At 61.8% G+C, this 26,497-nt stretch carries 28 protein-coding genes, 1 tRNA gene and 1 pseudogene; 16 read left to right on the forward strand and 14 right to left on the reverse strand.

Features of this window, described 5'->3' with window-relative positions; all coding sequences use genetic code 11:
* Positions 1–215: 215 nt before the first annotated feature.
* Entirely contained in the window at positions 216–473 is a 258-nt protein-coding gene (locus AC0L2D_RS00660) for a hypothetical protein (RefSeq protein ID WP_024503836.1), read from the reverse strand.
* A gap of 224 nt (positions 474–697) precedes the next feature.
* Between AC0L2D_RS00660 and AC0L2D_RS00665 the strand changes: the two genes are divergently transcribed.
* Together AC0L2D_RS00665 and AC0L2D_RS00670 are read left to right on the forward strand one after the other, a co-directional pair.
* Positions 698–772: transfer RNA gene (locus AC0L2D_RS00665), tRNA-Asn, on the forward strand.
* A 416-nt stretch (positions 773–1,188) separates the two neighbouring features.
* Positions 1,189–1,437 carry a hypothetical protein gene (locus AC0L2D_RS00670; RefSeq protein WP_275952890.1) on the forward strand — a complete coding sequence of 83 codons (249 nt, stop codon included), beginning with the start codon at positions 1,189–1,191 and terminating at the stop codon, positions 1,435–1,437.
* 504 nt (positions 1,438–1,941) lie between these two features.
* On the opposite strand, the gene AC0L2D_RS00675 is transcribed toward AC0L2D_RS00670, so the two are convergent.
* From AC0L2D_RS00675 to AC0L2D_RS00690, 4 genes are all read right to left on the reverse strand, one after another.
* Positions 1,942–2,241, reverse strand: coding sequence for a DUF982 domain-containing protein (locus tag AC0L2D_RS00675; protein ID WP_473540104.1), 300 nt, complete (start codon positions 2,239–2,241; stop codon positions 1,942–1,944).
* 43 nt (positions 2,242–2,284) lie between these two features.
* On the reverse strand, positions 2,285–2,737 hold the full coding sequence (locus AC0L2D_RS00680; protein ID WP_473540105.1) for a hypothetical protein: 453 nt from the start codon (positions 2,735–2,737) through the stop codon (positions 2,285–2,287).
* Positions 2,738–2,805: 68 nt separating this feature from the next.
* Positions 2,806–3,294 carry an Hsp20 family protein gene (locus AC0L2D_RS00685; protein ID WP_013531273.1) on the reverse strand — a complete coding sequence of 163 codons (489 nt, stop codon included), beginning with the start codon at positions 3,292–3,294 and terminating at the stop codon, positions 2,806–2,808.
* Positions 3,295–3,322: 28 nt separating this feature from the next.
* Positions 3,323–3,601, reverse strand: coding sequence for a hypothetical protein (locus AC0L2D_RS00690; protein ID WP_164753782.1), 279 nt, complete (start codon positions 3,599–3,601; stop codon positions 3,323–3,325).
* Here AC0L2D_RS00690 and AC0L2D_RS00695 point away from each other — a divergent pair.
* From AC0L2D_RS00695 to AC0L2D_RS00705, 3 genes and pseudogenes are all read left to right on the forward strand, one after another.
* A complete protein-coding gene (locus tag AC0L2D_RS00695) occupies positions 3,519–3,950 on the forward strand; it encodes a cupin domain-containing protein (protein WP_024503833.1) in 432 nt (143 codons plus the stop codon). The genes AC0L2D_RS00690 and AC0L2D_RS00695 overlap by 83 nt on opposite strands.
* A gap of 85 nt (positions 3,951–4,035) precedes the next feature.
* Positions 4,036–4,805, forward strand: a pseudogene (locus AC0L2D_RS00700) (copper homeostasis protein CutC).
* Entirely contained in the window at positions 4,802–5,299 is a 498-nt protein-coding gene (locus AC0L2D_RS00705) for a GNAT family N-acetyltransferase (protein WP_063168154.1), read from the forward strand. The pseudogene AC0L2D_RS00700 and the gene AC0L2D_RS00705 overlap by 4 nt, the downstream one beginning before the upstream one ends.
* 33 nt (positions 5,300–5,332) lie before the next feature.
* Here AC0L2D_RS00705 and AC0L2D_RS00710 read toward each other — a convergent pair whose 3' ends face one another.
* The 6 genes from AC0L2D_RS00710 to AC0L2D_RS00735 all read right to left on the reverse strand — a co-directional run bounded on the left by AC0L2D_RS00710 (position 5,333) and on the right by AC0L2D_RS00735 (position 12,483).
* Positions 5,333–5,449, reverse strand: a complete 117-nt coding sequence (locus AC0L2D_RS00710) for an MFS transporter small subunit (protein WP_013531270.1) — start codon at positions 5,447–5,449, stop codon at positions 5,333–5,335.
* A 109-nt stretch (positions 5,450–5,558) separates the two neighbouring features.
* Positions 5,559–6,938, reverse strand: coding sequence for an L-lactate MFS transporter (locus AC0L2D_RS00715; protein WP_473540106.1), 1,380 nt, complete (start codon positions 6,936–6,938; stop codon positions 5,559–5,561).
* A 246-nt stretch (positions 6,939–7,184) separates the two neighbouring features.
* Complete coding sequence (locus AC0L2D_RS00720; RefSeq protein WP_013531268.1) at positions 7,185–8,207, reverse strand: acyltransferase family protein; 1,023 nt, start codon at positions 8,205–8,207, stop codon at positions 7,185–7,187.
* Positions 8,208–8,612: 405 nt separating this feature from the next.
* Positions 8,613–9,410 carry an FAD binding domain-containing protein gene (locus AC0L2D_RS00725; RefSeq protein ID WP_063172334.1) on the reverse strand — a complete coding sequence of 266 codons (798 nt, stop codon included), beginning with the start codon at positions 9,408–9,410 and terminating at the stop codon, positions 8,613–8,615.
* Positions 9,411–9,523: 113 nt separating this feature from the next.
* Positions 9,524–11,872 (reverse strand): xanthine dehydrogenase family protein molybdopterin-binding subunit, encoded by a 2,349-nt coding sequence (locus AC0L2D_RS00730; RefSeq protein WP_473540107.1) that lies wholly within the window; start codon positions 11,870–11,872, stop codon positions 9,524–9,526.
* 113 nt (positions 11,873–11,985) lie between these two features.
* Positions 11,986–12,483 (reverse strand): (2Fe-2S)-binding protein, encoded by a 498-nt coding sequence (locus tag AC0L2D_RS00735; protein WP_013531265.1) that lies wholly within the window; start codon positions 12,481–12,483, stop codon positions 11,986–11,988.
* A gap of 262 nt (positions 12,484–12,745) precedes the next feature.
* Between AC0L2D_RS00735 and AC0L2D_RS00740 the strand changes: the two genes are divergently transcribed.
* The 5 genes from AC0L2D_RS00740 (at position 12,746) to AC0L2D_RS00760 (ending at position 17,854) form a co-directional block, all read left to right on the forward strand.
* On the forward strand, positions 12,746–13,930 hold the full coding sequence (locus AC0L2D_RS00740; RefSeq protein ID WP_050580471.1) for an FIST signal transduction protein: 1,185 nt from the start codon (positions 12,746–12,748) through the stop codon (positions 13,928–13,930).
* Between the two features lie 14 nt (positions 13,931–13,944).
* A complete protein-coding gene (locus AC0L2D_RS00745) occupies positions 13,945–15,285 on the forward strand; it encodes a hybrid sensor histidine kinase/response regulator (protein WP_013531263.1) in 1,341 nt (446 codons plus the stop codon).
* Positions 15,286–15,384: 99 nt separating this feature from the next.
* On the forward strand, positions 15,385–16,272 hold the full coding sequence (locus AC0L2D_RS00750; protein ID WP_473540108.1) for an RHS repeat-associated core domain-containing protein: 888 nt from the start codon (positions 15,385–15,387) through the stop codon (positions 16,270–16,272).
* Positions 16,273–16,693: 421 nt separating this feature from the next.
* Positions 16,694–17,110 carry a hypothetical protein gene (locus AC0L2D_RS00755; RefSeq protein WP_127370482.1) on the forward strand — a complete coding sequence of 139 codons (417 nt, stop codon included), beginning with the start codon at positions 16,694–16,696 and terminating at the stop codon, positions 17,108–17,110.
* A gap of 237 nt (positions 17,111–17,347) precedes the next feature.
* Positions 17,348–17,854 (forward strand): GNAT family N-acetyltransferase, encoded by a 507-nt coding sequence (locus AC0L2D_RS00760; protein WP_473540110.1) that lies wholly within the window; start codon positions 17,348–17,350, stop codon positions 17,852–17,854.
* 23 nt (positions 17,855–17,877) lie between these two features.
* Here the strand turns inward: AC0L2D_RS00760 and AC0L2D_RS00765 are convergent, their stop codons facing one another.
* Positions 17,878–18,561 (reverse strand): response regulator, encoded by a 684-nt coding sequence (locus AC0L2D_RS00765; protein WP_024503826.1) that lies wholly within the window; start codon positions 18,559–18,561, stop codon positions 17,878–17,880.
* 175 nt (positions 18,562–18,736) lie between these two features.
* Here AC0L2D_RS00765 and AC0L2D_RS00770 point away from each other — a divergent pair, with 175 nt between their 5' ends.
* The 4 genes from AC0L2D_RS00770 to AC0L2D_RS00785 all read left to right on the forward strand — a co-directional run bounded on the left by AC0L2D_RS00770 (position 18,737) and on the right by AC0L2D_RS00785 (position 21,689).
* Positions 18,737–19,432 (forward strand): fumarylacetoacetate hydrolase family protein, encoded by a 696-nt coding sequence (locus tag AC0L2D_RS00770; protein ID WP_473540112.1) that lies wholly within the window; start codon positions 18,737–18,739, stop codon positions 19,430–19,432.
* Positions 19,433–19,436: 4 nt separating this feature from the next.
* Positions 19,437–20,087 (forward strand): maleylacetoacetate isomerase, encoded by a 651-nt coding sequence (maiA, locus tag AC0L2D_RS00775; RefSeq protein ID WP_024503824.1) that lies wholly within the window; start codon positions 19,437–19,439, stop codon positions 20,085–20,087.
* Complete coding sequence (locus AC0L2D_RS00780; RefSeq protein ID WP_473540114.1) at positions 20,077–20,556, forward strand: DUF4262 domain-containing protein; 480 nt, start codon at positions 20,077–20,079, stop codon at positions 20,554–20,556. Before maiA ends, AC0L2D_RS00780 begins: the two co-directional genes overlap by 11 nt.
* 92 nt (positions 20,557–20,648) lie before the next feature.
* Entirely contained in the window at positions 20,649–21,689 is a 1,041-nt protein-coding gene (locus AC0L2D_RS00785; protein ID WP_473540116.1) for a zinc-dependent alcohol dehydrogenase family protein, read from the forward strand.
* A gap of 18 nt (positions 21,690–21,707) precedes the next feature.
* Here the strand turns inward: AC0L2D_RS00785 and AC0L2D_RS00790 are convergent, their stop codons facing one another.
* Entirely contained in the window at positions 21,708–22,598 is an 891-nt protein-coding gene (locus tag AC0L2D_RS00790) for a DMT family transporter (protein ID WP_027160452.1), read from the reverse strand.
* A 104-nt stretch (positions 22,599–22,702) separates the two neighbouring features.
* Here AC0L2D_RS00790 and AC0L2D_RS00795 point away from each other — a divergent pair, with 104 nt between their 5' ends.
* Both AC0L2D_RS00795 and cml read left to right on the forward strand, forming a co-directional pair.
* Positions 22,703–24,106 carry an aminotransferase-like domain-containing protein gene (locus AC0L2D_RS00795; RefSeq protein WP_473540117.1) on the forward strand — a complete coding sequence of 468 codons (1,404 nt, stop codon included), beginning with the start codon at positions 22,703–22,705 and terminating at the stop codon, positions 24,104–24,106.
* Between the two features lie 234 nt (positions 24,107–24,340).
* Positions 24,341–25,537 (forward strand): CmlA/FloR family chloramphenicol efflux MFS transporter, encoded by a 1,197-nt coding sequence (gene cml / locus AC0L2D_RS00800; RefSeq protein WP_027160454.1) that lies wholly within the window; start codon positions 24,341–24,343, stop codon positions 25,535–25,537.
* Positions 25,538–25,586: 49 nt separating this feature from the next.
* Here cml and AC0L2D_RS00805 read toward each other — a convergent pair whose 3' ends face one another.
* Complete coding sequence (locus tag AC0L2D_RS00805) at positions 25,587–26,480, reverse strand: LysR family transcriptional regulator (protein WP_473540118.1); 894 nt, start codon at positions 26,478–26,480, stop codon at positions 25,587–25,589.
* Between the last annotated feature and the right edge of the window lie 17 nt (positions 26,481–26,497).

A 26,497-nucleotide genomic window follows, 5' to 3' on the forward strand; every position in this document is an offset into this window, starting at 1 on the left:
CGAACGGTTTCCTCGCGTCAGTCCGGACGGCGTCCGGCAAATCATCGGACCGCTTTATTAGCGGACAGTTAAGCATAGCCTGATGGGAGAAGAAACGCATCCTGTCGCCGCATGACAGGGCAAGGCTTGCCTCGGCCGCGGCTGTTCTCAAGCAGATCCGTGAGGCACTGGAAGAGCAGGCCGCCCACTGAAACACCACCTTGCGCTATCGGCGGTCAATCGGGCCGGCGACGCCGTTCCCACCAGACGACAAAGCGACGCCGGTGACGGCGGACCATGGCGAATTCATAGGACAGCACCAGCAATCCGAGCGGAACCATCCAGAAGCCGAGGATCGGCAGGAAACCGAGGATGCCACCGATGGTCAGCAGGATGCCGATCGTGATTCTGAGCCCGCGCGAGCGCGGCATTTTGAACTCGCGCCCGAAAACGGAGATTTTGCGCGCCGGCATCTGGTTGTCTTGTGCTGTCATCGTCTCGAAAGATTGACCCGTTTCGATCGTTCGCAAGCATGCTCAAACCAAAGCCGCCGCCGCGCTTTCGGTTCCATATCCCTGCCAAGACGGCTAATATGAGGGCATCCTTCGACGATTGCGAGAAAGGCCTGCGCGAAAAAGCCTCGGAAAAATGTGAAAAGCTTCTTTGCAAAGCCGAAAAGGGCAGCTATAGGCTGCGCCACTCACATAAGAGCCTCCGTTCCCCGGTAGCTCAGTGGTAGAGCAACCGGCTGTTAACCGGTTGGTCGCTGGTTCGAATCCGGCCCGGGGAGCCAAATTCTTCAAAGCGTTGAGACGGTCAGGTCGCCCATAGGGGCTGATCTATGGCATGTCTGGAAAACCGCAGGCAGCCGCAGGTTGATCCTCAACTTGACCTGGCGCCGCTATGCAGCGCGCTTCGATCACGGCGATCTCTTCACCGCGATCTCATCAGGATTTCATCTCTTGTCACCGTTCGGGTTGGGTGCCGGTGCCTCTCGCACATCTCGTGGTGGCGGGTCGACATGTTCAAGCTCTGGCGGGGCTTCTTTGTCCCGACGTCGGACAGGTAGCTTCTCCGGTTCGGGCTTCGATGGTGGTTCTTTGATCTTGCTCGGCATAATCGAGTTAACCGCACTGCCGGTCCCTTGTTCCCGCAGCAAGCCGAAAACCTGAATGGGGGAACCGGGAGCGCCAAAAAGCGTTTTCTCGCATGCTCAAGAAGATCGCCCTTGCCGCCGTGCTGGTTCAGGTTGCCGCGGTTTCGGCTCTCATCACTCAGACGGTCCTCTTCGCGTCCACGGCCACACAGGCCGCCAACGCGCAGCCCGGCGACGTAGTCGCTGTCACTGCCGACAAGGAACCGGACAAGGCGGCGCAGCCTGCTGGTGCCGACCAATGCCCAACCCGGCTTGTGACGAGCAAGATTTTCACGAGCAACGTAATTACGGCGCAACGATAGTTCGCCATCGATGCCGGCCATCCGTCGATCCCCCCAATTTAAGTCAGGGCAGTGTGCTTGAAAGCGCAATGATTCCTGTTACTTGCGGCATGGGGCGAGTGCGTTTGGGTTGGGCAAGAATTGGGTATGACTTCATCGAATATGGAATGCCTGCGCTGTCATGGCAGCGGCAGGATTTTCGACTGCTCCAAATGGTATGCGTCAAACGGGCACTGCTGCCCGCAGGGAACCCATCGGGGTGGCTGCCCCGGAAAAACGGGGGCCTGCACGGAATGCGACGGCCTGGGGACAATGGCGGAGCCTCCGCTGAGGGCCGTGGCATAATCTGCGATAGTGTCGCATGCCGCTGATGGCGACGCGGACGCGCCCGCCAAAAAACCGTACTAACGGCGCGAACAACAACCGCCCGCCAAAGGTGAGCTGGCAGGGCAGCTCACCTTGTAGCGATGCGGAAACGACGACCATGCAGCCGGACCATCCTGATGGGGCCGCCCCTTATCAAGGCTAAGCGATTACCCCACCACGACCTGACCTTGTGCCGTCCATCCAAGGGAATTGGGCAAGCGGGTCCTGCAAGATTTTGACGGATCTTGCGAAGCCGGCGACGGCATCGCGCGCCACCGTCAGCGGAACCTGGCCGTCGTGAGCACGCTGGCAAGCTCGAAAGGCCGTTTCGAAAATCGGACCTCGCCGTTCCCTTGGCCACTCCTCAAAGAAGTCGAACGCATCGTCGAGGCACCCTATTTCTTGAACGAACTCGCCATTCTTGACCAGGACCGGTCGGTCGAACGTCCTGTAACTCATGTGATCCTCCATTCCGCAGGTGGGTTGTTGCTGGCTTGGGTCATCATGCGATTGCATGCTCCGGCTCGGCCAACATGCCGCCGCCTCCACGCCCGGGCGGCACCGTCGCAAAGGCCGGGATTGGCGGCGGATCATCATCGTCATCTCGCCAGGGGCGCCGCATCCAACCGAGCCGGCTCTTCTTGCGGCGTCGGTCGAAAGACAGGCTGACGGTTCCCGACTCCTTTGAAACACGCGGTTCCCGCCCGGTTTCGTCCAGAAGGCGGAGGGCGCGAAGTATGTCGCTGACTTCCACGATGGCGCCGTTGTCCAATTGCCGCAACGCGGGATTGTCAGGAACCGCATGAACGTCGGAAGCCCAGAAAGCGAGCAAAGCCCGCTTTGCACCGATCGTCATCGTCTCCTCGTTCAGCACATCATCTGTCCGCAATCCGGCGGATTCCGCGGCAAGATTTTTCGGTTCAGGTTGGTGAAAACTGTAAGTGTCGGTTCTCATCTCCATTCTCCGCGATCTGTGCCTCCCGGCCGAACCGGGAGGCGGACCGTAGATTTAGGTCCAGGGAATCAGGCGACCTCGCGTTGAGGCTCCGCATCCGAGTCGATCAACTGCTTCTTGCCGGGTTGCTCGAGCGAAACCGCTTTGGCTTCGGACCCTATCTCAATGCGCCGAGGCTTGAGTTCCTCGGGCACTTCGCGGACCAGGTCCACTGACAGCAAGCCATTCTCGAGGTTGGCCGCCTTGACCTTTACGTGGTCGGCAAGTTTGAACACCTGCTTGAAGTTGCCCGTCGCCAAGCCGCGATGAAGGACCTCCCGATTTTCCTGGTCGGGTTTCCTTTGGCCGACGACAGACAATTCGGGGCCGTTCTGCATGAGTTCGACCTCATCGAGAGCGAAGCCGGCGATAGCCATCGTAATGCGATAGTCGTTCTCGCCGGTCTTCTCGATATTGTAGGGAGGCCAGTCGGAGCGTACGCTTTTTTCGAGCATATCGAAGAGACGGTCGAAGCCGACCGTTGTGCGGTAAAGAGGGGTATAATCAGAGCTTCTCATAGCCATATCCTCCGTGAAGCAACATGGATTACGAGGCTGTCGCAGCGTCGCTGCGACGCCAGTATGTCGAGCCGAAGCCTCGACGGAAAACGATCTGGTAATCGTGTTTTTTTCCTTCAAGAGGGGCGACAAAAATATTTTTGGCCGGCAGGCAGGTGCCCAAGGCGCTGCCTTGCGTGCTGGTGGCCACTGCGCGATGTTGACGCCAGGGGTGGATGCGAATCATGCGAAAAATTTTGATGTCCGGACTGCTGCTCGCGGCAGCCTTTTCCGCGAACCCGGCCCACGCGCTGGACAGCAGCGGCACGCCTGTCGTCGTGACCCCTCTTGCGTCGCGCACGACGACCGCGTCCGGCCAACCGATCACGCTGCCGCAGAAGAACGTGCAGGTGCTGGTCTCGACCTACGACATCGCGCCGGGCGCGACCTTGCCGGTCCACAGGCACCCTTTCCCGCGCTATGCCTATGTCCAGGCCGGCACGCTGAAGGTCACCAATGTCGAGACCGGCGACAGCAACACCTACAAGGCCGGCGATTTCATCATCGAAATGATCGGCCAGTGGCATCAGGCCACCAATATCGGTGATATCGAGGTGAAGCTTCTGGTGATCGATCAGGTCGAGCAAGGCGCCAAGAACACGGAATTGCGCCAATAACCGCGAAGTCCGTGCCCGGCGCGAAAGTCTGTTCGCGCTTTCGCAGCAACCGGCGCGGTGGTAGGGCTGGCCGGGAAATCATGGAATGGATCGCCCCTTGACCAAAGCTCTCCGCCTGCCGCTGATCGAAATCTGTGTCGAAGGCATTGACGGCCTTCTCGCGGCGCAAGCCGCCGGCGCCGACCGGGTCGAACTGTGCGCCAGCCTCGTCGAAGGCGGGATTACGCCAAGCCTCGGCACGATCCGCGCCGCCATCGAGCAGGCAAACGTGCCGTTTCATGTCATGGTGCGGCCGCGCGGCGGCGATTTTCTCTACAGTGAGACCGAATATGCCTCGATGCTGGCAGATGTCTCGGCACTGCGCGAACTCGGCGTGCCCGGCGTGGTGTTTGGCTGCCTGAACGCCGATGGCACCATGGACGAGGCGCGCATGAGCGAACTGACGCAGGCCGCCGGCCCCTTGAACGTCACCTGCCACGCGCCTTCGACATGACGCGCGAGCCGGCCGAGGCGCTCGAATCGCTGATCCGCAGCAAGGTCGGCCGCGTGCTGACCAGCGGCCAGCGTGACACTGCCATCGAAGGCTTGCCGCTGTTGGCGGATCTGGTGCGGCAGGCCGGCGACCGCATCGTCATCCTCGGCTGCGGCGGACTGGATGTGCACAACATTGCCGAAGTGCGCAGCAGAACCGGCCTGTCCGAAATGCATTTTGCCGCCCTAAAGGATGTGCCGAGTGCCATGGACTACCGCAATCCCCATGTCGGCATGGGTGGTTCCGATCTCGATCGCGAGTACCGCAACACGCTGACCGACACAGCGCTGGTAGCGGCAACGATCGCGGCAGCCAAGGCATGACCTCGAGCCCTGCCCCGATAGCCCGTGTATCGGCCCAAGACGAAGCGGCGATCCTGGCGCTCAACAACGAGCATGCCGCCGAACTGTCGTGGCTGGAGGCTGAGCGGCTGTCCTTCCTGCTTGGCGAAGCATTTTACACCAGGCGCATCGGCGATCTCGAAGCCTTCATCATGACCTTCGACCAGGACGCCCGCTACGACAGCCCGAATTTCCTGTGGTTCCGCGAACGCTATGAGCGCTTCGTCTATGTCGACCGGGTCGTCGTGGCGGCGCACGCACGCGGCCGCGGCCACGCCCGCCGGCTCTATCAGGACCTGTTCGGCCATGTTGAGCGCGCCGGCCACACGCTGGTCACCTGCGAAGTCAACACCGCCCCGCCGAACCCCGCCTCGGATGCCTTTCACGCCGCGCTCGGCTTCGTCGAGGCCGGCGACGCCGTCATCCATGGCGGCAAGAAAGCGGTGCGCTATTACGTCAGGCAGATCAGCGCCTGACAGACCAGGCAGATCCGCGCACGAAGACGAGGACTACTGGAACAGGGCTGTCGCACTCACCAGCGTCATCCAGAACCCCCAGACCAACGGGATGCCGACCAGCAGCCAGGCCAGCGTGAGTTTGATCGAATTCTCGTTGTCTTGCGCCATGGTCGGTCTCCTCAGAGCTGATCCCGAAAGTGGACTCCGGTTTTCGGAAAAGATCATGCTCAAACAATAAGATAGAGCCCATCCCGATTCTATCGGGATGGAACTGACTCTAAGCCACCGCTGGTTCGGTCTTCATGTGGAAGCGCGCATTGACGGGCCGCATCATCAGGTTGAGCAGGAGGCCGACAACCAGCAGGCCGGCCATGATGTACATGGTGACCGTGTAGGCGTCGGCCTTCGCAACGCCGCTGTCGATCTGGTACTGCCTGATATAATTCACCAGCACCGGGCCAAGCACGCCCGCCACCGACCACGCGGTCAGCAATCGGCCGTGGATGGCGCCGACGTAACGCACGCCGAAGACGTCGCGCAGGTAAGCGGGAATGGTGGCGAAGCCGCCGCCATACATGCTGAGGATGATCCCGTAGAACAGCACGAACAGGAAAACGCTGCCGGTCTGGCCGGTCCACGGCACCGCCGCATAGAGGACGACGCCCAGCGCGAAGAAGATGGCATAAGTTGTCTTGCGGCCGATATAATCGCTGGTCGAGGCCCAGAAGAAGCGGCCGAGCATGTTGAAGATCGACAGCAGGCCGACGAAGCCGGCGGCAGCGGCAGGCGTGATGCGTCCCGGAAACATCTCCTGGCTCATCGCCGAGGCCTGGCCGAGCACGCCGATCCCTGCCGTCACATTAAGGCACAGCACGCCCCACAGCAGCCAGAACTGCGGCGTCTTCAACGCATCGTCGAGATGGACATTGGACGTCGTCACCATCGCATTCTGTGCCGCCGGCGGCGTCCATCCGGCAGGCCTCCAGCCCTCCGGCGGCACCCTGACGATAACGGCGCCGATCAGCATGAAGACGAAATACACGATGCCCAGCACCAGGAAGGTTTCGGCGACGCCGATGTGCTCAGGCGTCGAAAACAGCTTCATCAGATAAACCGACAGCGGCGAGGCGATGAAGGCGCCGCCGCCGAAGCCCATGATCGCCATGCCGGTTGCCATGCCCGGCCGGTCCGGAAACCAGGTGATCAGCGTCTTGACCGGCGAGATATAGCCGAGGCCGAGACCGATGCCGCCCAGCACGCCGTAGCCGAGATAGATGATCCACAATTGGTGCAGATAGACGCCGAGCGCCGAGACTATGAAGCCGCCGCCGAAACAGCAGGCAGAAGCGACCATGGCTTTGCGCGGACCAACGCGATCCAGCCAGCCACCGCCGAACGCCGCCGCAATGCCCAGGAACAGGATCGCGATCGAGAAAATCCAGCCGAGGCCGGTCAATTTCCAGTCGTCGGGCGCCGAGTCGGTGATGCCGATCAGCTTAGACATCGGCAAGTTGAAAACGCTGAACGCATAGGCCTGGCCGATGCAAAGGTGGATGCAGAGCGCCGCCGGCGGCACCATCCACCTGCTGAAGCCAGGCTCGGCGACGGTGCGTGAGCGGTCGAGCCAGCCGCCCACCCTTTCCCCGGTCGTATCCATTCCATCCTCCCAGATGCGTCTTCGAACCATCTTCTCAGATGTGTCCTGCGAACAAACTAGGCGGTAAGCCGGTGAGGCAATAAGGAATGCCTGCCATAAGACCAATGTCTAATGAGACTGGCCTAGATCGGAAAGCAGGTCATTGCTTTCCCGAAAGTTAAATTAGAAACAATTAATTGACTGTCTGCTTATGAAGCGCGATCCCTCCTCCTGCACTCACGATCATCTGGCCGGGCACGACGGCATTCACCAGTTACGGTTGAGCCATTCGCGCGCCGGGCGCTCTATGAGGTAGTAGCTGCAGGCCGCGCAAGCGAAGACCGCGGCCAGCATCGGTATCGGCGCGCTGCCTTGCTCATAGACGAATTTGTAGAACGGCTGCTGCCATAAATAGAGCGAGTACGACCACAGCCCCAGCGTCGCCATCGGCCAGGACGACAGCAATCCGGAAAAATACCGTGGGCTGAAATCGAGTGCGTTGACGGCCAGAGCCAGCAGCGGCACCGCGAAGAGATAGTGCATCGGCGTCGGCACCCGATCCAGGAACAGGACAACGGCACAGACCGTCGCCACCAGGGCCACATGCTTGCCTCTCAAAAACGCCGGCAGCCTGCCGTCGGCCTTGAGCAGGCAGATCGAAGCCGACAGCAGGATCGACGCGATGTGCACATCCGTGCGCCAATAAGTGGTTTCGTAGTCCATCCCCAAGACCCAGTACGAAACCGCGCCATTGGCCATGGCCAGCAAGGCCAGCGCCAGGAGCAGCACGACCACGCGAGAGCGACTTGAGACGATGACGCTGATCAGCGCCAGGATGATGTAGGCGTGCTCCTCGATGCAGAGCGACCAGATATGGTCGAGCGCCCCTGCCCGAGCCACGAGAATGCCGGCATAATTGTAGGTGAATGTCAGCGCCGTCAGCGCGGCCTTCCATTTGAAGGCGAGGAACGTGCCGGAGAGCGCGATCATCGCGACGACTACGAAGACCAGAAGAGCCGGATAGATGCGGGAGAAGCGGCGTTTGAAGAATTTTTTCAGCGGGTAGCGTTCGATGAACAGGATCTCGCCCATCAGCCGGCCGCTGAGCACGAAGAAGAATTCGACGCCCAGCACGCCAAGATTGATTCCCGGAACCGGAAAGAAATGGCCGATCAGAACCAGCGCGATCGAAAGCCCGCGCCAGCCGTCGAGATAGGCCAGTCTTGTTCTGGTTGATCTGTCGGCGGCGGATCGGGACGGAACGACATGCGTCGCGGAAATGTCGGTCATGCCGATCCTCTCGCAATAGGTATGCGAAGGGTACGACGGTACATTTCGAACCCAGCTCGCATTCCCGCCCAGTCCATATTGCAGTGCAATATGAATTTGTGCAAGTGCGAGATTGCTGCCGGATCAGGTCCGGCCTCCGGCTCGGCGGGGATTTGCTTCAAGCAGTGCGGCAGCGATCCATCAGCAACTGAACGGATGCAGGCCGCCGCACGAGAAAAAGGGGTCACGGAGGCCCCTTGCCTTGTCTGCGACTGATCGTATTAGAAACTGTTTCGAAACTCGCCCTGGCGAGTCATATGGTGGTGGTTTCGAGAACCGGAGCGGAGCGTACTTTTGGTACGTGAGCACCGGAAGCACAGAAAACGCCATCAGATGGCCGCCGGAGTAGAGTTTCCAAACAGTTTCTCAGGCGTTGGCTGCCGCAACCGCGCGCTTGGCCATCACCGCGATCAGATTGGCGCGATAATCGGCCGAGGCATGGATGTCGGTCATCAGATTCTTCGCCGGCACTTTCACACCTTCCAGTGCCGAGGCCGCGAAATTCTTGGCCAATGCTGCCTCGATCTCCTTCGAGCGGAAGACGCCGTCATCGCCGGCTCCAGTGACGGCGACGCTGACGCCATCCTTGCCCTTGGCAACGAACACGCCGACGATGGCGTAGCGCGATGCCGGATTGCGGAACTTTTCATAGGCCGCCTTGGCCGGCGCGGTGAAGGTGACCGCGGTGACGATCTCGCCTTCCTTCAACGAGGTCTCGAACAGACCCTTGAAGAATTTGTCGGCAGCGATCTCGCGCTTGTTGGTGATAATGGTGGCGCCCAGCGCCAGCAGCGCCGCCGGATAATCGGCCGCCGGGTCGTTGTTGGCGATCGAGCCGCCGATCGTCCCCTTGTGGCGCACCGCCGGATCGCCGATCAGTGACGCCAGATGGGCAAGCGCCGGACAGGCCTTCTTCAGCTTCTCGTCATTGGCAACGGCGTGATGCGTGGTGGCGGCGCCGATGGTGACGGTCTTGCCCGACACCTTGACGCCCTGCAGCTCCGCGATCCGCGACAGGTCGACAAGGTCCGACGGCGCGGCAAGCCGCGTCTTCATCGCCGGGATCAGCGTCATACCGCCCGAAAGCAGCTTGGCGTCGCCTGTCTTGACCAGCTTGGCAGCATCGGCGACCGAGGCGGCGCGGTGATAGTTGACTGCGTACATGGAATTCTCCCTTGGGTGAATGGGCGAATAGGGAGTAGCGAATAGCGAATAGGATCTATCCAGTCGCACCGCCTTCTCTTCCCTATTCGCTACTCCCTATTCGCTATTCGCTTTCAGTGTTTCGTCGCGCGGATCGCGGCCCAGACGGTGGACGGCGAAGCCGGCATGGCAAGATCGTTGCTGCCGATGGCGTCGGTGAGGGCGTTGATCACCGCCGGCGGCGAACCGATGGCGCCGGCCTCGCCGCAGCCCTTGATCCCCAACGGATTGCCCGGGCATGGCGTGTTCGAGGTCGAGACCTTGAACGACGGCAGATCGCCGGCGCGCGGCATGGTGTAGTCCATGTAGCTCGCGGTCAAAAGCTGGCCGCTATTGTCATAATGGGCGCCTTCGAGCAGCGCCTGGCCGATGCCTTGCGCCAGCCCGCCATGCACCTGGCCCTCGACGATCATCGGGTTGATGATGTTGCCGAAATCGTCGGCAGCGACGAACTGGACGATCTCGGTGACGCCGGTTTCCGGGTCGACCTCGACCTCGCAGATATAGCAGCCCGCCGGGAAGGTGAAATTCGACGGATCGTAGAACGCCGTCTCCTTCAGCCCGGGCTCCATGCCGCCCGGCAGGTTGTGGGCAGTGTAGGCGGCCAGCGCCATCTGGAACCACGGCACGTTCTTGTCGGTGCCGGCGACCTTCAGCGCGCCATTCTCGATGACGATATCGCCTTCGTCGGCTTCGAGCAGGTGTGCCGCGATCTTCTTGGCCTTGGCCTCGACCTTGTCGAGGGCCTTGACGATGGCCGACATGCCGACTGCACCCGAGCGCGAGCCATAGGTGCCCATGCCCATCTGCACCTTGTCGGTGTCGCCATGCACGATCGAGACCGAATCGAGCGGCACGCCGAAGCGCTCGTTGACCAGTTGCGCGAAGGTCGTCTCATGGCCCTGGCCGTGGCTGTGCGAGCCAGTCAGCACCTCGATCGTGCCGACCGCGTTGACGCGCACTTCCGCCGATTCCCAAAGGCCGACACCGGCGCCGAGCGAGCCGACGGCAGCAGACGGCGCGATGCCGCAGGCTTCGATGTAGCAGCTCATGCCAATGCCGCGCAGCAGCCCCTTCTTGGCGGCGGCGGCCTTGCGCTTGGCAAAGCCGGCATAATCCGACGCCTTCATTGCCGCATCGAGCGAAGCGGCATAGTCGCCGGCATCATAGCACATGATGACCGGCGTCTGATGCGGAAACGCTGTGACGAAGTTCTTGCGCCGCAGCTCGGCCGGCGAGACGCCGAACTGGCGGGCCGCCGTCTCCATCATGCGCTCCATGACGAAGGTCGCTTCCGGCCGCCCTGCCCCGCGATACGCATCGACGGGCGCGGTGTTGGTATAGATCGCCTTCACATTGGCGTGGATGGCCGGGATATTGTACTGGCCCGACAGCAGCGTCGCATAGAGGTAGGTAGGCGTCGCCGACGAAAACAGCGACATATAGGCGCCGAGATTGGCCTGGGTTTCGACCTTCAGGCCGAGGATCCTGTGGTCCTTGTCGAAGGCCATTTCAGCATGGGTGTGATGGTCGCGGCCATGCGCGTCGGTCAGAAAACTCTCGGTCCGGTCAGCCACCCATTTGACCGGCACGCCGGTCTTCTTCGACGCCCACAGGCAGACGATCTCTTCGGGATAGATGTAGATCTTCGAGCCGAAACCGCCGCCGACATCGGGCGCGATCACGCGCAGCTTGTTTTCCGGCGCGACATTGTAGAAGGCGCTCATCACCAGCCGCGCCACATGCGGGTTCTGCGAGGTCGTCCAGCAGGTGTAGTGATCCTCGGCCTTGTCGTAATGGCCAAGTGCGGCGCGCGGCTCCATGGCGTTAGGCACCAGCCGGTTGTTGATGATGTCCATCTTGACCACATGGGCTGCCTTCCCGAAGGCCGCTTCCGTGTCGTCGGCATTGCCGATGTCCCAGTCGAAGATCAGATTGTTGTCCGCTTCGGGGTGGATCTGCGGCGCACCCTTGTCCATCGCCTTGGAGGCGTCGACGACGGCCTTCAACTCCTTGTAGGTGATCTCGACCGCCTCGGCGGCGTCACGCGCGTGCCCCTTGGTCTCGGCGACGACAATGACGACGGCGTCACCGACATAACGGACCCGGTCGAAGGCGAGTGGCGACCATGCCCCCATCTTCATCGGCGAGCCGTCCTTGGAGTGGATCATCCAGCCGCAGATGAGATTGCCGATGCCATCGGCCTTGAGTTCCTTGCCGGTCAGCACGCCGATGACGCCGGGCATGCCTTGGGCCTTCTTCACATCGATCTTCTTGATCTGCGCATGCGCGTGCGGACTGCGCACGAAGGCGGCGTGCTTCATGCCGGGAACCACCATGTCGTCGACATAGCGGCCGGCGCCCGTGATGAATCGTTTGTCTTCCTTGCGCGCGACCCGAGCGCCAACACCTTCAATGCCCATCAGAAATTCCTCCCGAGATTGTAGGGGAGTAGGTGAGTAGGGCAGTACGGCAGTAGGGAAAAATTGGCTCCGATTCCCTACTGCCCTACTGCCTTATTGCCCTACTGCCTCGTTCAAGCCGCTTGTTTCGCCTTACCCTTCGACCCCTTCATCGTCGTCGATGCGGCGAGGATCGCCTTGACGATGTTGTGGTAGCCGGTGCAGCGGCAGATGTTGCCGTCGAGCTCGGCACGCACCGTCGCCTCGTCGAGCCCTTCGGGGTGGCGACCGATCATGTCGGTCGCCGTCATGATCATGCCCGGCGTGCAGAAGCCGCACTGCAGCCCGTGATGTTCCTTGAAGGCGGCCTGCACCGGATGCAGGTCGGCGCCATTGGCCAGGCCCTCGATCGTCAACACGGTCGAGCCGGAGGCCTGCACCGCGAGCATCGTACAGGATTTGACCGCCTTGCCGTCGACGTGGACGACGCAGGCACCGCATTGCGAGGTGTCGCAACCGACATGCGTGCCGGTAAGGCCGAGATTTTCCCGCAGGAAGTGAACCAGAAGTGTTCGGTCCTCGGCAGCACCGCTGACCCGCTTTCCGTTCACCATCAACGAAACGTCCGACATGGTCCCTCCCTGGGTATCAACCTTGGTCATCACGTTGCCAACGCGGCGTTGGCGCATCGGCCATGCGTTATTGGTACACCGCACATCGGACAAAAAACAGCACGTCGCAAACGCGGCACATTGTACTTTCGGTCATGGCCGCGCCCAAACATGCGGTGCCGGTGGCCCCATTGCCAAACCGCCGATTGAAGGCAACAATGTCGGTCGACGCCCGCGCGCCAGAAGCATTTAAAACAGCCGCGCACAAAAAGCGTCGGAGGAAATGCGGAGAACATCGCTGGCCAATTCACAGACGCGCTATGCATGCGGCCTGTCGGCGCTCACCACGGACGAGCCCGACATGGAGGCGTTCGCCAAGGCGATCGCACTGGAAGCAGCCGCCATAGACGCGGGCTTTGCCCTGCTGTTCTTTTCCCAGAGCCTGGTCGAAGCCAGCGCCCTTTCCCAGGCGCTCATGACCCACGCGCCGGCGCTCCACCACGCCGGCTGCTCGACTGCCGGCGAGATCACGCCGCAAGGTCTCGAGGATGGTCATGTGCTGGCCATGCTGCTTCCGTCCCCCGCGTTTACCGCCGTCAGCGTGATGGTCGAAAATCTGTCCTCGTCGGGTATGGACAGGATCACCGGCGAGGTCGAGACCCTGCGGCGATCGCTGCGCGCACGCCTCGGTTGCGATCGGACCAAAGGCACTTTCGCGCTCTGCTTCATCGACGGGCTCTCCTATGCCGAAGAAGCGGTGAGTTCAGCCATCCACTGGGGCCTCGATGACATTCCGCTGCTTGGCGGCTCCGCCGGCGACGATCTGAAATTCGAGACGACGCGCCTGATCTCGAACGGCAAGGTCACCTCCGACAGCGCCATCATCGTGCTGATATCGACCGAAATTCCCTTCCATGTCTTCAAGACCGACAATTTCGTTCCCACCGATGAGAAACTGGTGGTGACGGCTTCCGATCCAGATCACCGCATCGTGCGCGAGTTCAACGCCACCAATGCGGCGCAGGAATATGCCGCGTCCGTCGGTATCGTCGCGCAGATGCTGACGCCACTGAGCTTCGCCTCGCATCCCGTGGTGGTGAAGGTGGGCGGACAATATTATTGCCGGTCGATCCAGAAGATGCATGCCGACGGCTCGCTGTCGTTCTTCTGCGCCATAGACGATGGCGTCGTGCTGTCGATCGCTCAGCCCAAGGACATGGTCGAATCGACGCGCGCCGCCCTGCGCGACGTCGAGGAGAGGCTTGGCGGTATCGACATGATCCTCGGCTTCGACTGCGTGCTGCGCCGGCTGGACGCACGCAATCGGCAGGTGTTTCGCGAGATCTCGGAACTCTACCGGGTCAACAATGTCATCGGCTTCGGCACCTATGGCGAACAGTACCGGTCGATGCATCTGAACCAGACTTTCACCGGCATCGCCTTCGGCGAGCGCCAGGCGGCGGAATAGGACGGCGCAACGAGATGCCGCTGAGGGACATAAACGATCTTGAAAAGCTGAAGAAGATCAACGCGGCACTGGTCAGCCGCGTCGAGCGCTCGATGGACCAGCAAGGCAACGCCTTTTCGCTGTTCCAGACCACGATCTCGCTGGAAAACCGGGTGCGTACACGTACCGAGGAACTTCACTCGACCTTGCGGCGGCTGGAGCAGTCGAACATTGACCTCAGTGCCGCCAAGGAAAACGCCGAACTGGCGAACCTGTCAAAAACCCGTTTCCTCGCCGCTGCCAGTCACGACGTGCTGCAGCCGCTGAATGCCGCCCACCTTTCGGTTTCGGCCCTCGCCGAAGTTCAGACCAGCGACGAGGGCAAGAAACTGGTGCGGCAGGTCGAGCGCTCGCTGGAGACGATGGAGGACCTGCTGCGAACCCTGCTCGACATCTCCAAGCTCGATGCCGGCGTGGTGCAGCCCGACATAAGCGACGTCAGCCTGGAGGCGCTGTTCTCGTCGCTCCGCTCGGATTTCCTGCCGGTGGCGGAGATGAAAGGCCTGTCGCTGAAATTCCGGCCGGTCCATGCCGTGGTCCGCTCCGACCGCACGCTGCTGCGCCGTATCCTGCAGAACATTCTCTCCAACGCGCTGGGCTATACACGCTCGGGCGGCGTGCTTGTCGGCACCAGGCATCGCGGCGACACCATCCGCATCGACGTCGCCGACACGGGCTGCGGCATTCCCGACGACCAGCGCGAGGCGGTGTTCGAGGAGTTCCACCGCGGCACCTCGCCGGCCAATGCCGAACTGGACGGTGGCGGTCTCGGGCTCGGGCTCGCCATCGTGCGCCGCATGGCCAGCGCGCTCGGTCATCCCGTGACATTCTCGTCGAAGGTCGGACGCGGCACGATCTTCCACATCGATGTACCCGTCGGCATCGGTGCGCCAGCCGATGCCATCGCCAGCGTTGCCGACATGGAACGGCCGCGCGGCTATGGCCTGTTCGGCACCAAGGTGCTGCTGGTCGAGAACGATATCGAAGTGCTGCAGGCCATGACCTTCCTGCTCGAACGCTGGCAATGCCTGGTGCGGGCCGCGACCTCGACCGACGATGCGCTCGACATGCTTGGCGACACCGACTGGGTGCCCGACATCGTCATTGCCGACCAGCATCTCGACGGCGGCGATCTCGGTACCACGACCATCGCCGAGGTCCGCGACTATCTCGGCCGCGCCGTGCCGGCGCTGATCGTCACCGCCGACAGTTCGGAAGCGGTCGCCAAAGCCGCCCGCTCCGGCGGCATCGAACTGATGCGCAAGCCGCTGAAGCCGGCCCAACTAAGGGCGCTGCTGGCGCATTTGCTGGCCTGATCACTTCTCACGCGCTATTCCGATCGTCTTGAAAGGAGCGCGTCCTCCGGCGGACAGGTCGCCGACGCGCGCTTTGTTTCGACCACCACCTACAATGCCGTGTGCGGCCTGCCGGAAACGAAGACAGACCCGAATGGTCTCGTCAAAACCTTTACCTATGACGCCTTCTGCCGCACCTTTGTGTGGGACGAGGCCAATCGCCTCAAGACGGTCACCCGCGCCTCCAACACCGTCAATTTCGCCTATGGACCTGATGGTGCGCGGGCCAAGAAGTCATCGAGTTTCGCCACGACGCTCTATCCCGACGCCAATGTCGAGATCAATCCGGCAACACCGGGCGCGGAGATCTACACGCGCTATCCGCATCCCGACATCAAGGTCGTCGGCACCACCAAATACTTCCTGCACCGCGAACATCTCGCCTCGGTGCGCCAAGTCACCGACATGTCGGGCACCGTCGTCGACGCCACCAGCTACGCCACCTATGGCGAAAGCCTCAACACCGGCTTCCAGACGCAGAAGAACTACATCGGCGAACGCTTCGATCCCGAGACCGGCCTGCTGTATCTCAATGCTCGGTACATGGACCCGGTGCTGGGGCGGTTTATTTCACCGGATGACTGGGATCCGACCAAAGCAGGCGTCGGCACCAACCGGTATGCGTATGCCCAGAACGATCCGGTCAATAACGCCGACAACAACGGGCACGTCGCTAGCACACCATCATCCGCGCAAGTCGCCAAGGACAGAGCGGCGGCAGAGAAGCAAGCCCGTGAACAGGACAAGCAAGCGGACAGGCTGGCGTCAGCTCTCCGAAACGCCGACGGTGACCTCAGCGTATTAGATGGCGCTTCACCGGAAGTTACCCGAAAGGCCTTGGGAAAATACAACCTTAGCAGATCAGGAAGAGCCGATACAGCTGATGGCGTTTTGGCGTCATACCAGGCGGGCTTGGGGTTAAGGCGCTCGCTACCGTTTCTGAGTTGACGATAGCCAAAACACTTGCGTCAAAAGCGGCGCTCTCTGCCGAATCTTTGGGGGTTAAGCAGGGAGCGGCATCATTCGCGGTATCGTCCGAAACCGGCGCTGCCTATCCAGGACTAAGTTTGCGGGCCGCTGAAAAACTTGGGGTTCAGCGATCAACAAATTCGACAGTGGACGAGGCGTTCGCAAATGTGACACAAAAATCACAAGCGCATGGCTGTTGCGGCGAAATTGACGCTATATCAAAAGCAATGAATGCAGGAGAAAACCCCCAGAACCTGTCGGTAGGTACCGCATCCATCGGCAGGACCCTGCCTGGACCGACAGGGGCGCAAATGGGACCGTGTTCATCGTGTCGCAGCGTGATGAATTCTCTGGGCGTCAAATATTAAGCCGGCGATGGGTCGTAACGGGAAAACAAAAATTGGATATAGTAGATATAGTAGGTAAATTTCCTATCGAGATCGTTGTCAGAGAAACTGTCGCAGAAATTCTCGCGGCAATCGATATTGGCATATCTGAAGTAGAAAGATTGAGATACTCTGTATTTTTGGATTTCATACGTTCAAACTTGAAATCTGAATTTGATGAGGATTCTAAGGAAAAATACGGCGAATTCGTTGATTTATTTTCCCGGAAGATATCCCACGAATATTCATACGACCGTAGATTTATTTTTCTACTCTGGGGTCTTGTAGTGAGGAAAAGGTGGATGGACGGACCTGAGTTCGCGAATTGGGTCCTTGAGGTTGTTGAGAGTTATTTTGAGAGTAGGGGCTGGGAAATTAGCAACGTCTACAACAATGTTTTTAACGCACTTTCGAACCGAAAAATGGACTGACTTTCTGGCAATTGCGAATTGCGGTGACAGTGCACTTTTAACCACGCTCGCTTGACCATCGCTTTGGGCGAACCCAAAACCCGGCCTGATCGCGAAACAGCTCCGCTTCGGCGCCGTCGCGATGGACGAGAAAGCGGACATTGCTGCGCGGCAACCGAACCCGATGGCGACTGTCGGCGTTTGTGGGCAATGAGCTTTCGAGTCGAACCGCTTTCTCGACAGAATTGGCCGGCACTCGTGGATCTGTTTTCGGCGAGCGGGCCTGTCGGTCGTTGCTGGTGCATGTATGGCAGGATCGGCCCGGCTTACCGAAAGCAGCCGCCCGATCGGAATCGGCACGAATTTCAGCAAGCGGCGCTATCGGGCGATGTGCCTCAGGGCCTTTTGGCCTTCGATGGAGAAATGGCCGTCGGGTGGTGCCAAATCACGCCCATCGAAGCCGTGCCTTACCTGAAGAAAAGATGGATCGGGGCAGAAGATCGCAGGGAAGAGACATGGTTCATCTCCTGCTTCTACGTCCGCAAGGGCTATCGTCGCCGCGGGATGACGCGAACGCTGATCGAGGCGAGCATCGCTCACGCAAGACGACATGGCGCGAAGGCGATCGAGGCGATGCCGCTCGATGGCGGCAAGTCGCCGAGCGCAACGGGTAGCGGCTACGTGTCGACCTTCGAGAGCGCAGGTTTCCAAGCCATCGCGCACCGCGATGCGGCCCGCCCGCTGATGAGACTTTCGCTGTCATGAGCCATGACGGTGGACGCCCGCCCTCAAAACCCAGCCTGATCGCGAAACAACTCCGCATTGTCCAGCTTCGACACCTCGATCACCGCTTGCGTGCGGCTGTAGACATTGAGCTTGCGCAGGATTTCCGAGACATGCGCTTTCACCGTGGTCTCTCCCACCTGCAGCTCGTAGGCGATCTGCTTGTTGAGCAGGCCCTGGCGCAGCATCTGCAGCACGCGCAGCTGTTGCGGCGTCAGTGTCGACAGGCGCTGCACCATGTCGGCGCGGTCGGCGCTGTCGGCATCCGGCGGCCGGCCTTCATAGGTCTCCGGCACATAGATCGCGCCTTCCATCACCGAGCGGATGGCTGCGGCGAGGTCGCTCTTGCGCGCCGATTTCGGGATGAAGCCGGCAGCGCCATAGGACAGCGCTTCGGAAATGATCTTCGGCTCCTCGTAACCAGAGACGATCACCACGGGCAGGCGCGGATAGCGGGTCCGGAGTTGCAGCAGGCCGTCAAAACCGTGCACGTCGGGCATCGAGAGGTCGAGAAGCGCGAGGTCGAACGGCTTGGCATCGGCCAGAAGATCGAGCGCCTCGGTGATCGAGCGCGCCTCCACCGTGTCGACTTCCGGATAGGCCATCTGCACGGCGCTGTGCAGCGCCTCACGAAACAGCGGATGGTCGTCGATGATCAGGAACCGGGCGCGATCGTGGGTTGCGGTCATGGGGTTCATTTCAGTTCGTGAGCGATTAGAATAACCTCTCCACCATGGCCAGATTATTGCCAAATAGTATATCGCCATCTCCGGCGGAAAGTGCCGCCGGCACTTTCTCGACCAAATCGCCTTGTCCAGGCCCCCAAATCGGTCGAATGTTCCGGCAACCAAGCAGAGACCCTTGATGACAGAATTCGTCCTTCCCCTGCCCGCAACCGCATCGGTGGCCGTTGCCGGCTCGTCCGATCGTTTTGCGGTGCGCCGTATCTACTGCGTCGGCCGCAACTACGCGGCGCATGCCCGCGAATTCGGCAATGACGAGCGTGATCCGCCCTTCTTCTTCACCAAGCCGGCCGACGCGGTGGTCGATTCCGGCACCGCTATCCCCTACCCGCCGCTGACGGCCAATCTGCACCACGAGATCGAACTGGTGGCCGCGATCGGCAAAGCCGGCTTCCGCATTCCCCGCGACAAGGCGCTGGACCATGTCTGGGGCTATGGTGTCGGCATCGACCTCACCCGCCGCGACCTGCAGGACGAGGCCAAGAAGGCCGCCCGGCCCTGGGACTGGTCGAAGGCCTTCGACCGCTCCGCCCCTTGCAGCCCGTTGGTGCAAGCGCACGAATCCGGCCACCCACAGAAGGGCCGCATCTGGCTCGCCGTCAACGGCAAGGTCGGGCAGGATGCCGACCTCGCCGAACTGATCTGGCCGATACCGGATATCGTGTCGATCTGCAGCGAGGCGATGGAGCTCGAGCCCGGCGACCTGATCTTCACCGGTACGCCGGCAGGCGTCGGCGCGGTTGGCCCCGGCGACACGATGACCGGCGGCGTCGACGGCATCGGCACCATCGAAGTGACCATCGGCCAGCCGAAGTGAGCGCATGAGCAAACTCGTCCTGCACAACTACTATCGCTCCTCCACCTCCTACCGGGTGCGGATCGCGCTGGAGATGAAGGGGCTGAGCTACGACTACATCCCGCATCATCTGCGCCATGGCGAGCACCTCGAACCAGCCTATCTCGCGGTCAATCCGCAAGGGCTGGTGCCGGCGCTGGTGCTCGGCGACGGCACGCTGCTGACGCAATCGCTGGCGATCATCGAATTCCTCGACGAGACCAGCCCGGAACCACCGCTATTGCCAGGGGATGCGGCCGGTCGGGCACGGGTCAGAATGCTGGCGCAGATGATCGCCTGCGACATCCACCCGGTGAACAATCTGCGCGTGCTGACCTCGCTGCGCACGCTGTTCGGCGCCGGCGACGAGGACGTCGTCAACTGGTTCCGCCACTGGGTGAACGAGGGCTTTCAGCCGCTTGAAAAGATCCTGGCCTTGTCGGCGGAGACCGGAACATTCTGCCATGGCGACGCGCCGGGTCTGGCTGACATCTGCCTCGCCGCACAGATTGCCAGCAATGCCCGCTTTGGCGTCGATCTGACGCCCTACCCGACGATCGCGCGCATCAACGCCGCCTGCATGGCGCTGCCGGCCTTCCAGAAAGCGGCGCCCCAGAACCAGATCGATGCCGAATAGAGAAGCCACCGATCCAGAGGAAGTAAAGGCGCTTGCCGACATCGAGGCCTATGGCTGCCATATCCTGTACGTGCTGGAGGAAGGCGACCTGGCGCCCTTCGCCTATTCAGTCGGTATCGAGCACAATTTCGGGGCTCCAGAATTGGTCGTGATAGGTCTGAGGCCTGAAATCTCGCAGTCCATCATCAACGAGTATTGCAGACGGGTCCACTCAGGCGAGGTTTTCGAACCAGGACAGCGAACGTCCGGCTTCGTCAAAGACTTCGACTGCCAGTTCGGCGCTGTTCATATCGAGCACTACCCCGAGCATTTCGGCTGGGATCTCTGGTTCTACGACGGCCCGGATTTCCGTGTCGTGCAGCTGATTTTTCCGACGACTGAAGGCATCTGGCCATGGGACGCCGAGGCCGACGACTGGTTCCGAGCCTGGCAGCCGCTGCTCGACACGGCTCCCGCGTCCCAGGCCTGATCGACAGCATCAATTTCGGACTCGCCGCGCCAAGGAATCGGCTATCTTCGCGCTTCGATGCGCGTGGTCCGTGAAATTATTTGGAGTTATCGATGAAAGCCGTCGTCTTCGAGAAATTCGGCGAAGCGCCGAGGATCCAGACCATTCCTGATCCGAAGCCGGCAGCCGATGGCGTCGTCATCAAGGTCGAGGCGACCGGTCTGTGCCGCAGCGACTGGCATGGCTGGATGGGTCATGACGAAGGCATCACGCTGCCGCACGTGCCGGGCCACGAACTTGCCGGCATCGTCGTCGCCGCGGGCAAGCAGGTCACGCGCTGGAAGGCCGGCGAGCGCGTCACAGTGCCGTTCGCCGTCGGCTGCGGCCGCTGCTTCGAGTGTAATTCGGGCAATCACCAGGTCTGCGAGCACCAGACACAGCCTGGCTTCACCGGCTGGGGCTCGTTTGCCGAATATGTCGCCATCGAACATGCCGACACCAATCTTGTGCGCCTGCCCGACGAGATGGAATTCGCCACCGCCGCCAGCCTCGGCTGCCGCTTCGTCACTTCGTTTCGAGCCATTGTCGACCAGGGCCGAGTGAAGCCGGGCGAATGGGTCGCGGTGCATGGCTGCGGCGGCGTCGGCCTGTCGGCGATTATGATTGCCAGCGCCATGGGCGCCAATGTCATCGCCATCGATCTCACCGACGAGAAACTGGATTTCGCCAAAAAGATCGGCGCCGTCGCCACCATCAATGCATCTACAACGCCGAACGTGGTCAAGGCGGTCAAGCAGATCACCAATGGCGGCGCGCATATGTCGATGGACGCGCTCGGCCACCCCACCACCTCGTTCAATTCGATATCCAATCTGCGCCGGCGCGGCCGCCATGTGCAGGTCGGCCTGATGCTGGGCGAGCATGCCCGGCCGCAGGTGCCGATGGACAAGGTGATCGCCTTCGAGCTCGAAATCCTCGGCAGCCACGGCATGCAGGCCTACCGCTACCAGGCGATGATGGACATGATCCGCAACGGCAAGCTGAAGCCCGAACTGCTGGTCGGCAAGAGGATCAGCCTCGACGAGGCGCCTGCGGCCCTGATGGCGATGGGCGGCTTCGAGGGCATTGGTATTGGGGTGGTGACGAAGTTTTAGGCGAGGACGGCACCGTCGTCAGGCAATCGCGCGTCGTGGCAATTCCTGCTTCGCGAATCGCTTGGCGCCTACGACGCAAAGCACGACGCCAAGCGTAACGACCACCATCAGCGGGCTGACCTGCTCGTGCAGCAGCGTCGCTGCCAGTGCCAGCCCGAAAAATGGCTGCAGCAGCTGCAACTGTCCAACCGCGGCGATGCCGCCTTGCGCCAGCCCGCGATACCAGAACACGAAGCCGATCAGCATGCTGAACAACGAGACATAGGCAAGCCCCATCCACGCACTGACGCCGACGCCGTCGAACGACGGCGGCATGGTCATCAGCGTCAGCACCAGCATGACCGGGAGCGACAGCACCAGCGCCCAGCAGATCACTTGCCAGCCGCCGAGCCTGCGCGACAGCGCGGCGCCCTCGGCATAGCCGAGGCCGCAAGCGATGATGGCAGCCAGCATCAGACCGTCGCCGACCGGCGAGGCAGTCACGCCCTGCGTCAGCGCAAAGCCCGCGACCAGCGCACTGCCTATGCATGAAAACAACCAGAACGCCGGGCGCGGCCGATCGCCGCCGCGCAGCACGCCGAATATCGCAGTGGCCAGCGGCAGCAGGCCGACGAAGATAATGGAATGGGCCGTGGTGACGTGCTTCAGCGCCAGCGCGGTCAGCAAGGGAAAGCCGACAACCACGCCAAGTGCCACGATCACCAGCGACAGCAGATCGCCGCGCTCCGGGCGTTTCTGCCGAAACAGGAGCAGCAGCGCAAGGCCAAGCAGTCCGGCAATCGCCGCCCGGGCCGAGGTCAGGAATGTCGGATCGAATTCCCTGACCGCCACGCGCGTTGCCGGCAGCGAGCCGCTGAAGATCAACACGCCGATGAATCCATTCATCCAGCCACTCGCGGTCTTGTCCATCGTATGCTCCGTTTGTCGGCTCCGTATCGCGCGGAGCCGGTAGTATCGCCAGAGACAATGCGGTACAATTATGCAAAACTGTCATGGTCAGCAGAGCAGTACGGATGGACAAGCAGACTACAGGAAGCGAGAGCGGCGGTACGCTGGTCGAAGGCGTCATGGCGACGATCCGCCAGCGGATCGCGGCGCGCAGCCTGACGCCGGGAGGGCAATTGCCGTCGATCCGCGCCTTTGCCAAATCCATGCGAGTGTCCAAATCCACCGTGGTCGAAGCCTATGAGCGGCTCGCCGCCGAAGGCGCGATCCGCTCGCGGCCGGGCTCCGGCTTCTATGCCGCCGGATCGCTGGCGCCGCTGTCGCTGGCCGAAATCGGCCCCCGCCTCGACCGCGCCGTCGATCCGCTCTGGATCTCGCGCCAGTCCCTGGAGGCCGGCGATGACATGCTGAAGCCCGGCTGCGGCTGGCTGCCCGCTTCATGGATGCCACAGGCAGGGCTGCGCCGGGCACTGCGCACGGTGGCGCGTGCCGACGATGTCGCACTGGCCGATTACGGCACGCCGCTCGGCCTGCCACCGCTGCGGCAATTGCTGGCGCGGCGCATGGCCGGGCATGGCATCGAGGCCTCGCCCGAGCAGATCATGCTGACGGAATCAGGCACGCAGGCCATCGACCTCCTGTGCCGGTTCCTGATCGAGCCCGGCGACACCGTGCTGGTCGACGACCCCTGCTACTTCAACTTCCACGCCCTGTTGCGCGCTCACCGGGCTAAGGTCGTCAGCGTTCCCTACACGCCGTCGGGGCCGGATATCGATCTGTTCGCGCAGGCGTTGGCCGAGCATCGGCCACGCCTCTACATCACCAATTCCGGCATCCACAATCCGACCGGCGCGGTGCTGTCGCCAGTCACCGCGCACCGGCTGCTGAAACTCGCCGATCAATCGCAATTGACCATTGTCGAGGACGACATCTTCGCCGATTTCGAACATGCGCCCGCCCCCAGGCTGGCGGCGTTCGATGGTCTCAACCGCGTTGTCCATATCGGCAGCTTCTCCAAGACACTGTCGGCATCGGTTCGCTGCGGCTTCATCGCCGCACCGCGCGACTGGATCGAGCCCCTGACCGACCTCAAGATCGCCACGACCTTCGGCGGTGGCCGGCTCGCGGCCGAACTGGTGCTGACGTTGCTGAAGGACGGCAGCTACCGCAAGCACATGGATTTGCTGCGCGCGAAGCTTGCGCGCGCCATGGGCGAGACGGCCGCCCACCTGAAAGCGATCGCCATCACGCCGTGGATCGACCAGCCGGCTGGCCTCTTCCTGTGGTGCAGCCTGCCGGACGGCGTCGATGCGGCCGAAGTCGCCCGCCGCTCTCTGGCCGACAACATCGTGCTGGCGCCCGGCAACGCATTCAGCCTGTCCGGAACGGCTGGCCGTTTCCTGCGCTTCAACGTTGCCCAATGCGCGGACGAGCGGATTTTCAGGGTGCTCGAGGCGGCGATGGCGCGTTGACGCGCATCAAGCTGATCCTGTTGCCTGGGCAACCTTCGGCTGCTAGGGAAACGCGAGCGCACTCGAGAGAATGTCTGCGCCGTCATTTTCCGGGATAGCGGTTATGGGAACCAGCAAGTCAGCAGACAAGTAGGCCGCAACAGCACTTCGTTGTTGCGGCGGCCCGTCATTTCCCATCTTCAGTGAGAACGGCAGATCGCCGCCAAATGTAGCCATTTGAGCGGATGTTCAATCATGCCTCTTCCAAAAAACCCGACATGGACCACTTCCCTGCCAGCAGCCATGGTGCTGATGGCGCCCTTCGACATCCTGGCCTCGCTGGCCATGGACATCTACCTCCCGATTGTCCCGGCGATGCCGGGAATCCTCGAGACATCGCCTGATGTCATCCAGCTGACGCTGAGCCTCTACATGATCTGTCTTGGGCTCGGCCAAGTCGTCTTCGGCCCGATTTCCGACAGGATCGGCAGGCGCCCGGTGCTGATCGGTGGCGCGCTTTTGTTTTCAGGCGCTTCCTTTCTGCTCGCCAGCACCTCGCAGGCCGCTGTCTTCGTCGTCCTGCGCGTCGTGCAGGCCATTGGTGCGTCCGCCATTCTCGTTGCAACCTTCGCAACGGTTCGCGACGTCTATGCGCAAAGACCCGAAAGTGCCGTCATTTACGGCCTGTTCAGCTCGATGTTGGCTTTCGTGCCGGCGTTGGGGCCGGTTGCCGGTGCGTTGATTGCCGACAATTTCGGCTGGCGGGCGATCTTCCTGACGCTCGGAGTCCTGGCCACGGCAGCTACCCTCAACGCATGGCCGAAATGGCACGAAACCCGCCCCTCGAATGGCGATACCAGGCGAATGGCGCTTCGACCCATTCTCTCCAGTCTTGCCTTCTGGACCTACACGCTTGCATTCAGTGCCGCCATGGGCGCCTTCTTCGTGTTCTTTTCGACTGCGCCACGGGTGCTCATGGATCGCGCCGGCTTTTCACAGTTCGGCTTCAGTCTAGCCTTCGCCACCGCGGCGCTGGTGATGATCGTCACCACCCGCTTCGCCAGAAGGTTCATTGCAAGCTGGGGCATCGCCGGCGGTGCCATCAGAGGCATGGCGATGCTGCTGTTCGGCGCAGCGCTATTGGCAGTGGGGCAACTGTTCGCACAGCCGTCCTTCGCGACATTTATCTTGCCGATGTGGGTCGTTGCCGTGGGTATCGTCTTCATTGTCTCAGTCACCGCAAACGGTGCACTCGAGGCGTTTGGCGATGTCGCGGGAACCGCAGTCGCACTCTACTTCTGCATCCAGAGCCTTGTCGTCGGCATCTTCGGCACGTTGTTCGTCGTCCTGCTCGGCGGAGACACGGCGTGGCCGCTGGTCGCCTACTGTTCGGTCATGGCGACGCTCACACTAAGCGCACTGAGGCATTTGCAGAAACGCCAAACCGAATAGACTGGACAGATGAGAAGCCTGGGCGGTTGGCGCAGGCTTCTCATCGTTGTTAGCGCGACGCCGCACACACCTCCCGCACACAGTCGCGCAACCAGCGTTGCGCCGGATCGGCATCGAGGCGCGGATGCCAGAGCATGGAGATGGTGACTTCCGCGGTGGCAACCGGCAGGGGAAAACTGCGCATGCCGGCGCGTGCGCCCTCGGTATGCCGCTCCGGAACGCTGGCGATCAGGTCTGATGTGCGGGCCATGGCAAGGGCTGCCGAGAAACCGGAAACCATGCACACGACGGTCCGCCGCAGCCCGAGCCGGTTCAAAGCCTCGTCGATCGGCCCTTTCTCGCGGCCACGCCGTGAAACGCTGATGTGTCGGCCTGCGGCATAGCGCTCAGGCGTCACCGCGCCCTCGGTCAAGGGATGGCCCGTTCGCACAGCGCCGATGAAGCGGTCGCGAAGCAACGCCTGGATGCGCACCTCCGGGCCGGTCTCGCCAGCGACGCCTATGTCCAGATCGATCGCCGCGTCGCGCAGCGACATGACGTCCCGGTCGGACTTCGGTGCAAAGCGCAGCCGCACGCCGGGCGCATCGGCCTGGATACGGGCAACGAGACGAGGTGCGAACTCTTCGACGAAGCTCTCATTGGTGCGCAGCGTGAAGACCCTGTCCAGGTTCGGGAGATCGAGCAAGGTGGCAGGGCGCAGGATCGCCTCCGCATCCTGGACGACAGGGCCTACCTGCTGTCGCAGTTCTTCCGCACGCGGCGTAGCCACAAGGCCTCGACCGGCGCGAACCAGCAGCGGATCGCCCGTCGCCTGGCGCAGTCGCGCCAGCGTGCGGCTCATCGCCGAAGGGCTGAGGCGTAGGCGGCTGGCGGCGCGCGCCACGCTGCCTTCGGTCAGCAGGACGTCGAGAGGGAACAGTAAGTTGAGATCGGGTGATGTCATCGGCAGATCATGACATG

The organism is Mesorhizobium sp. WSM4833, from assembly GCF_055811095.1.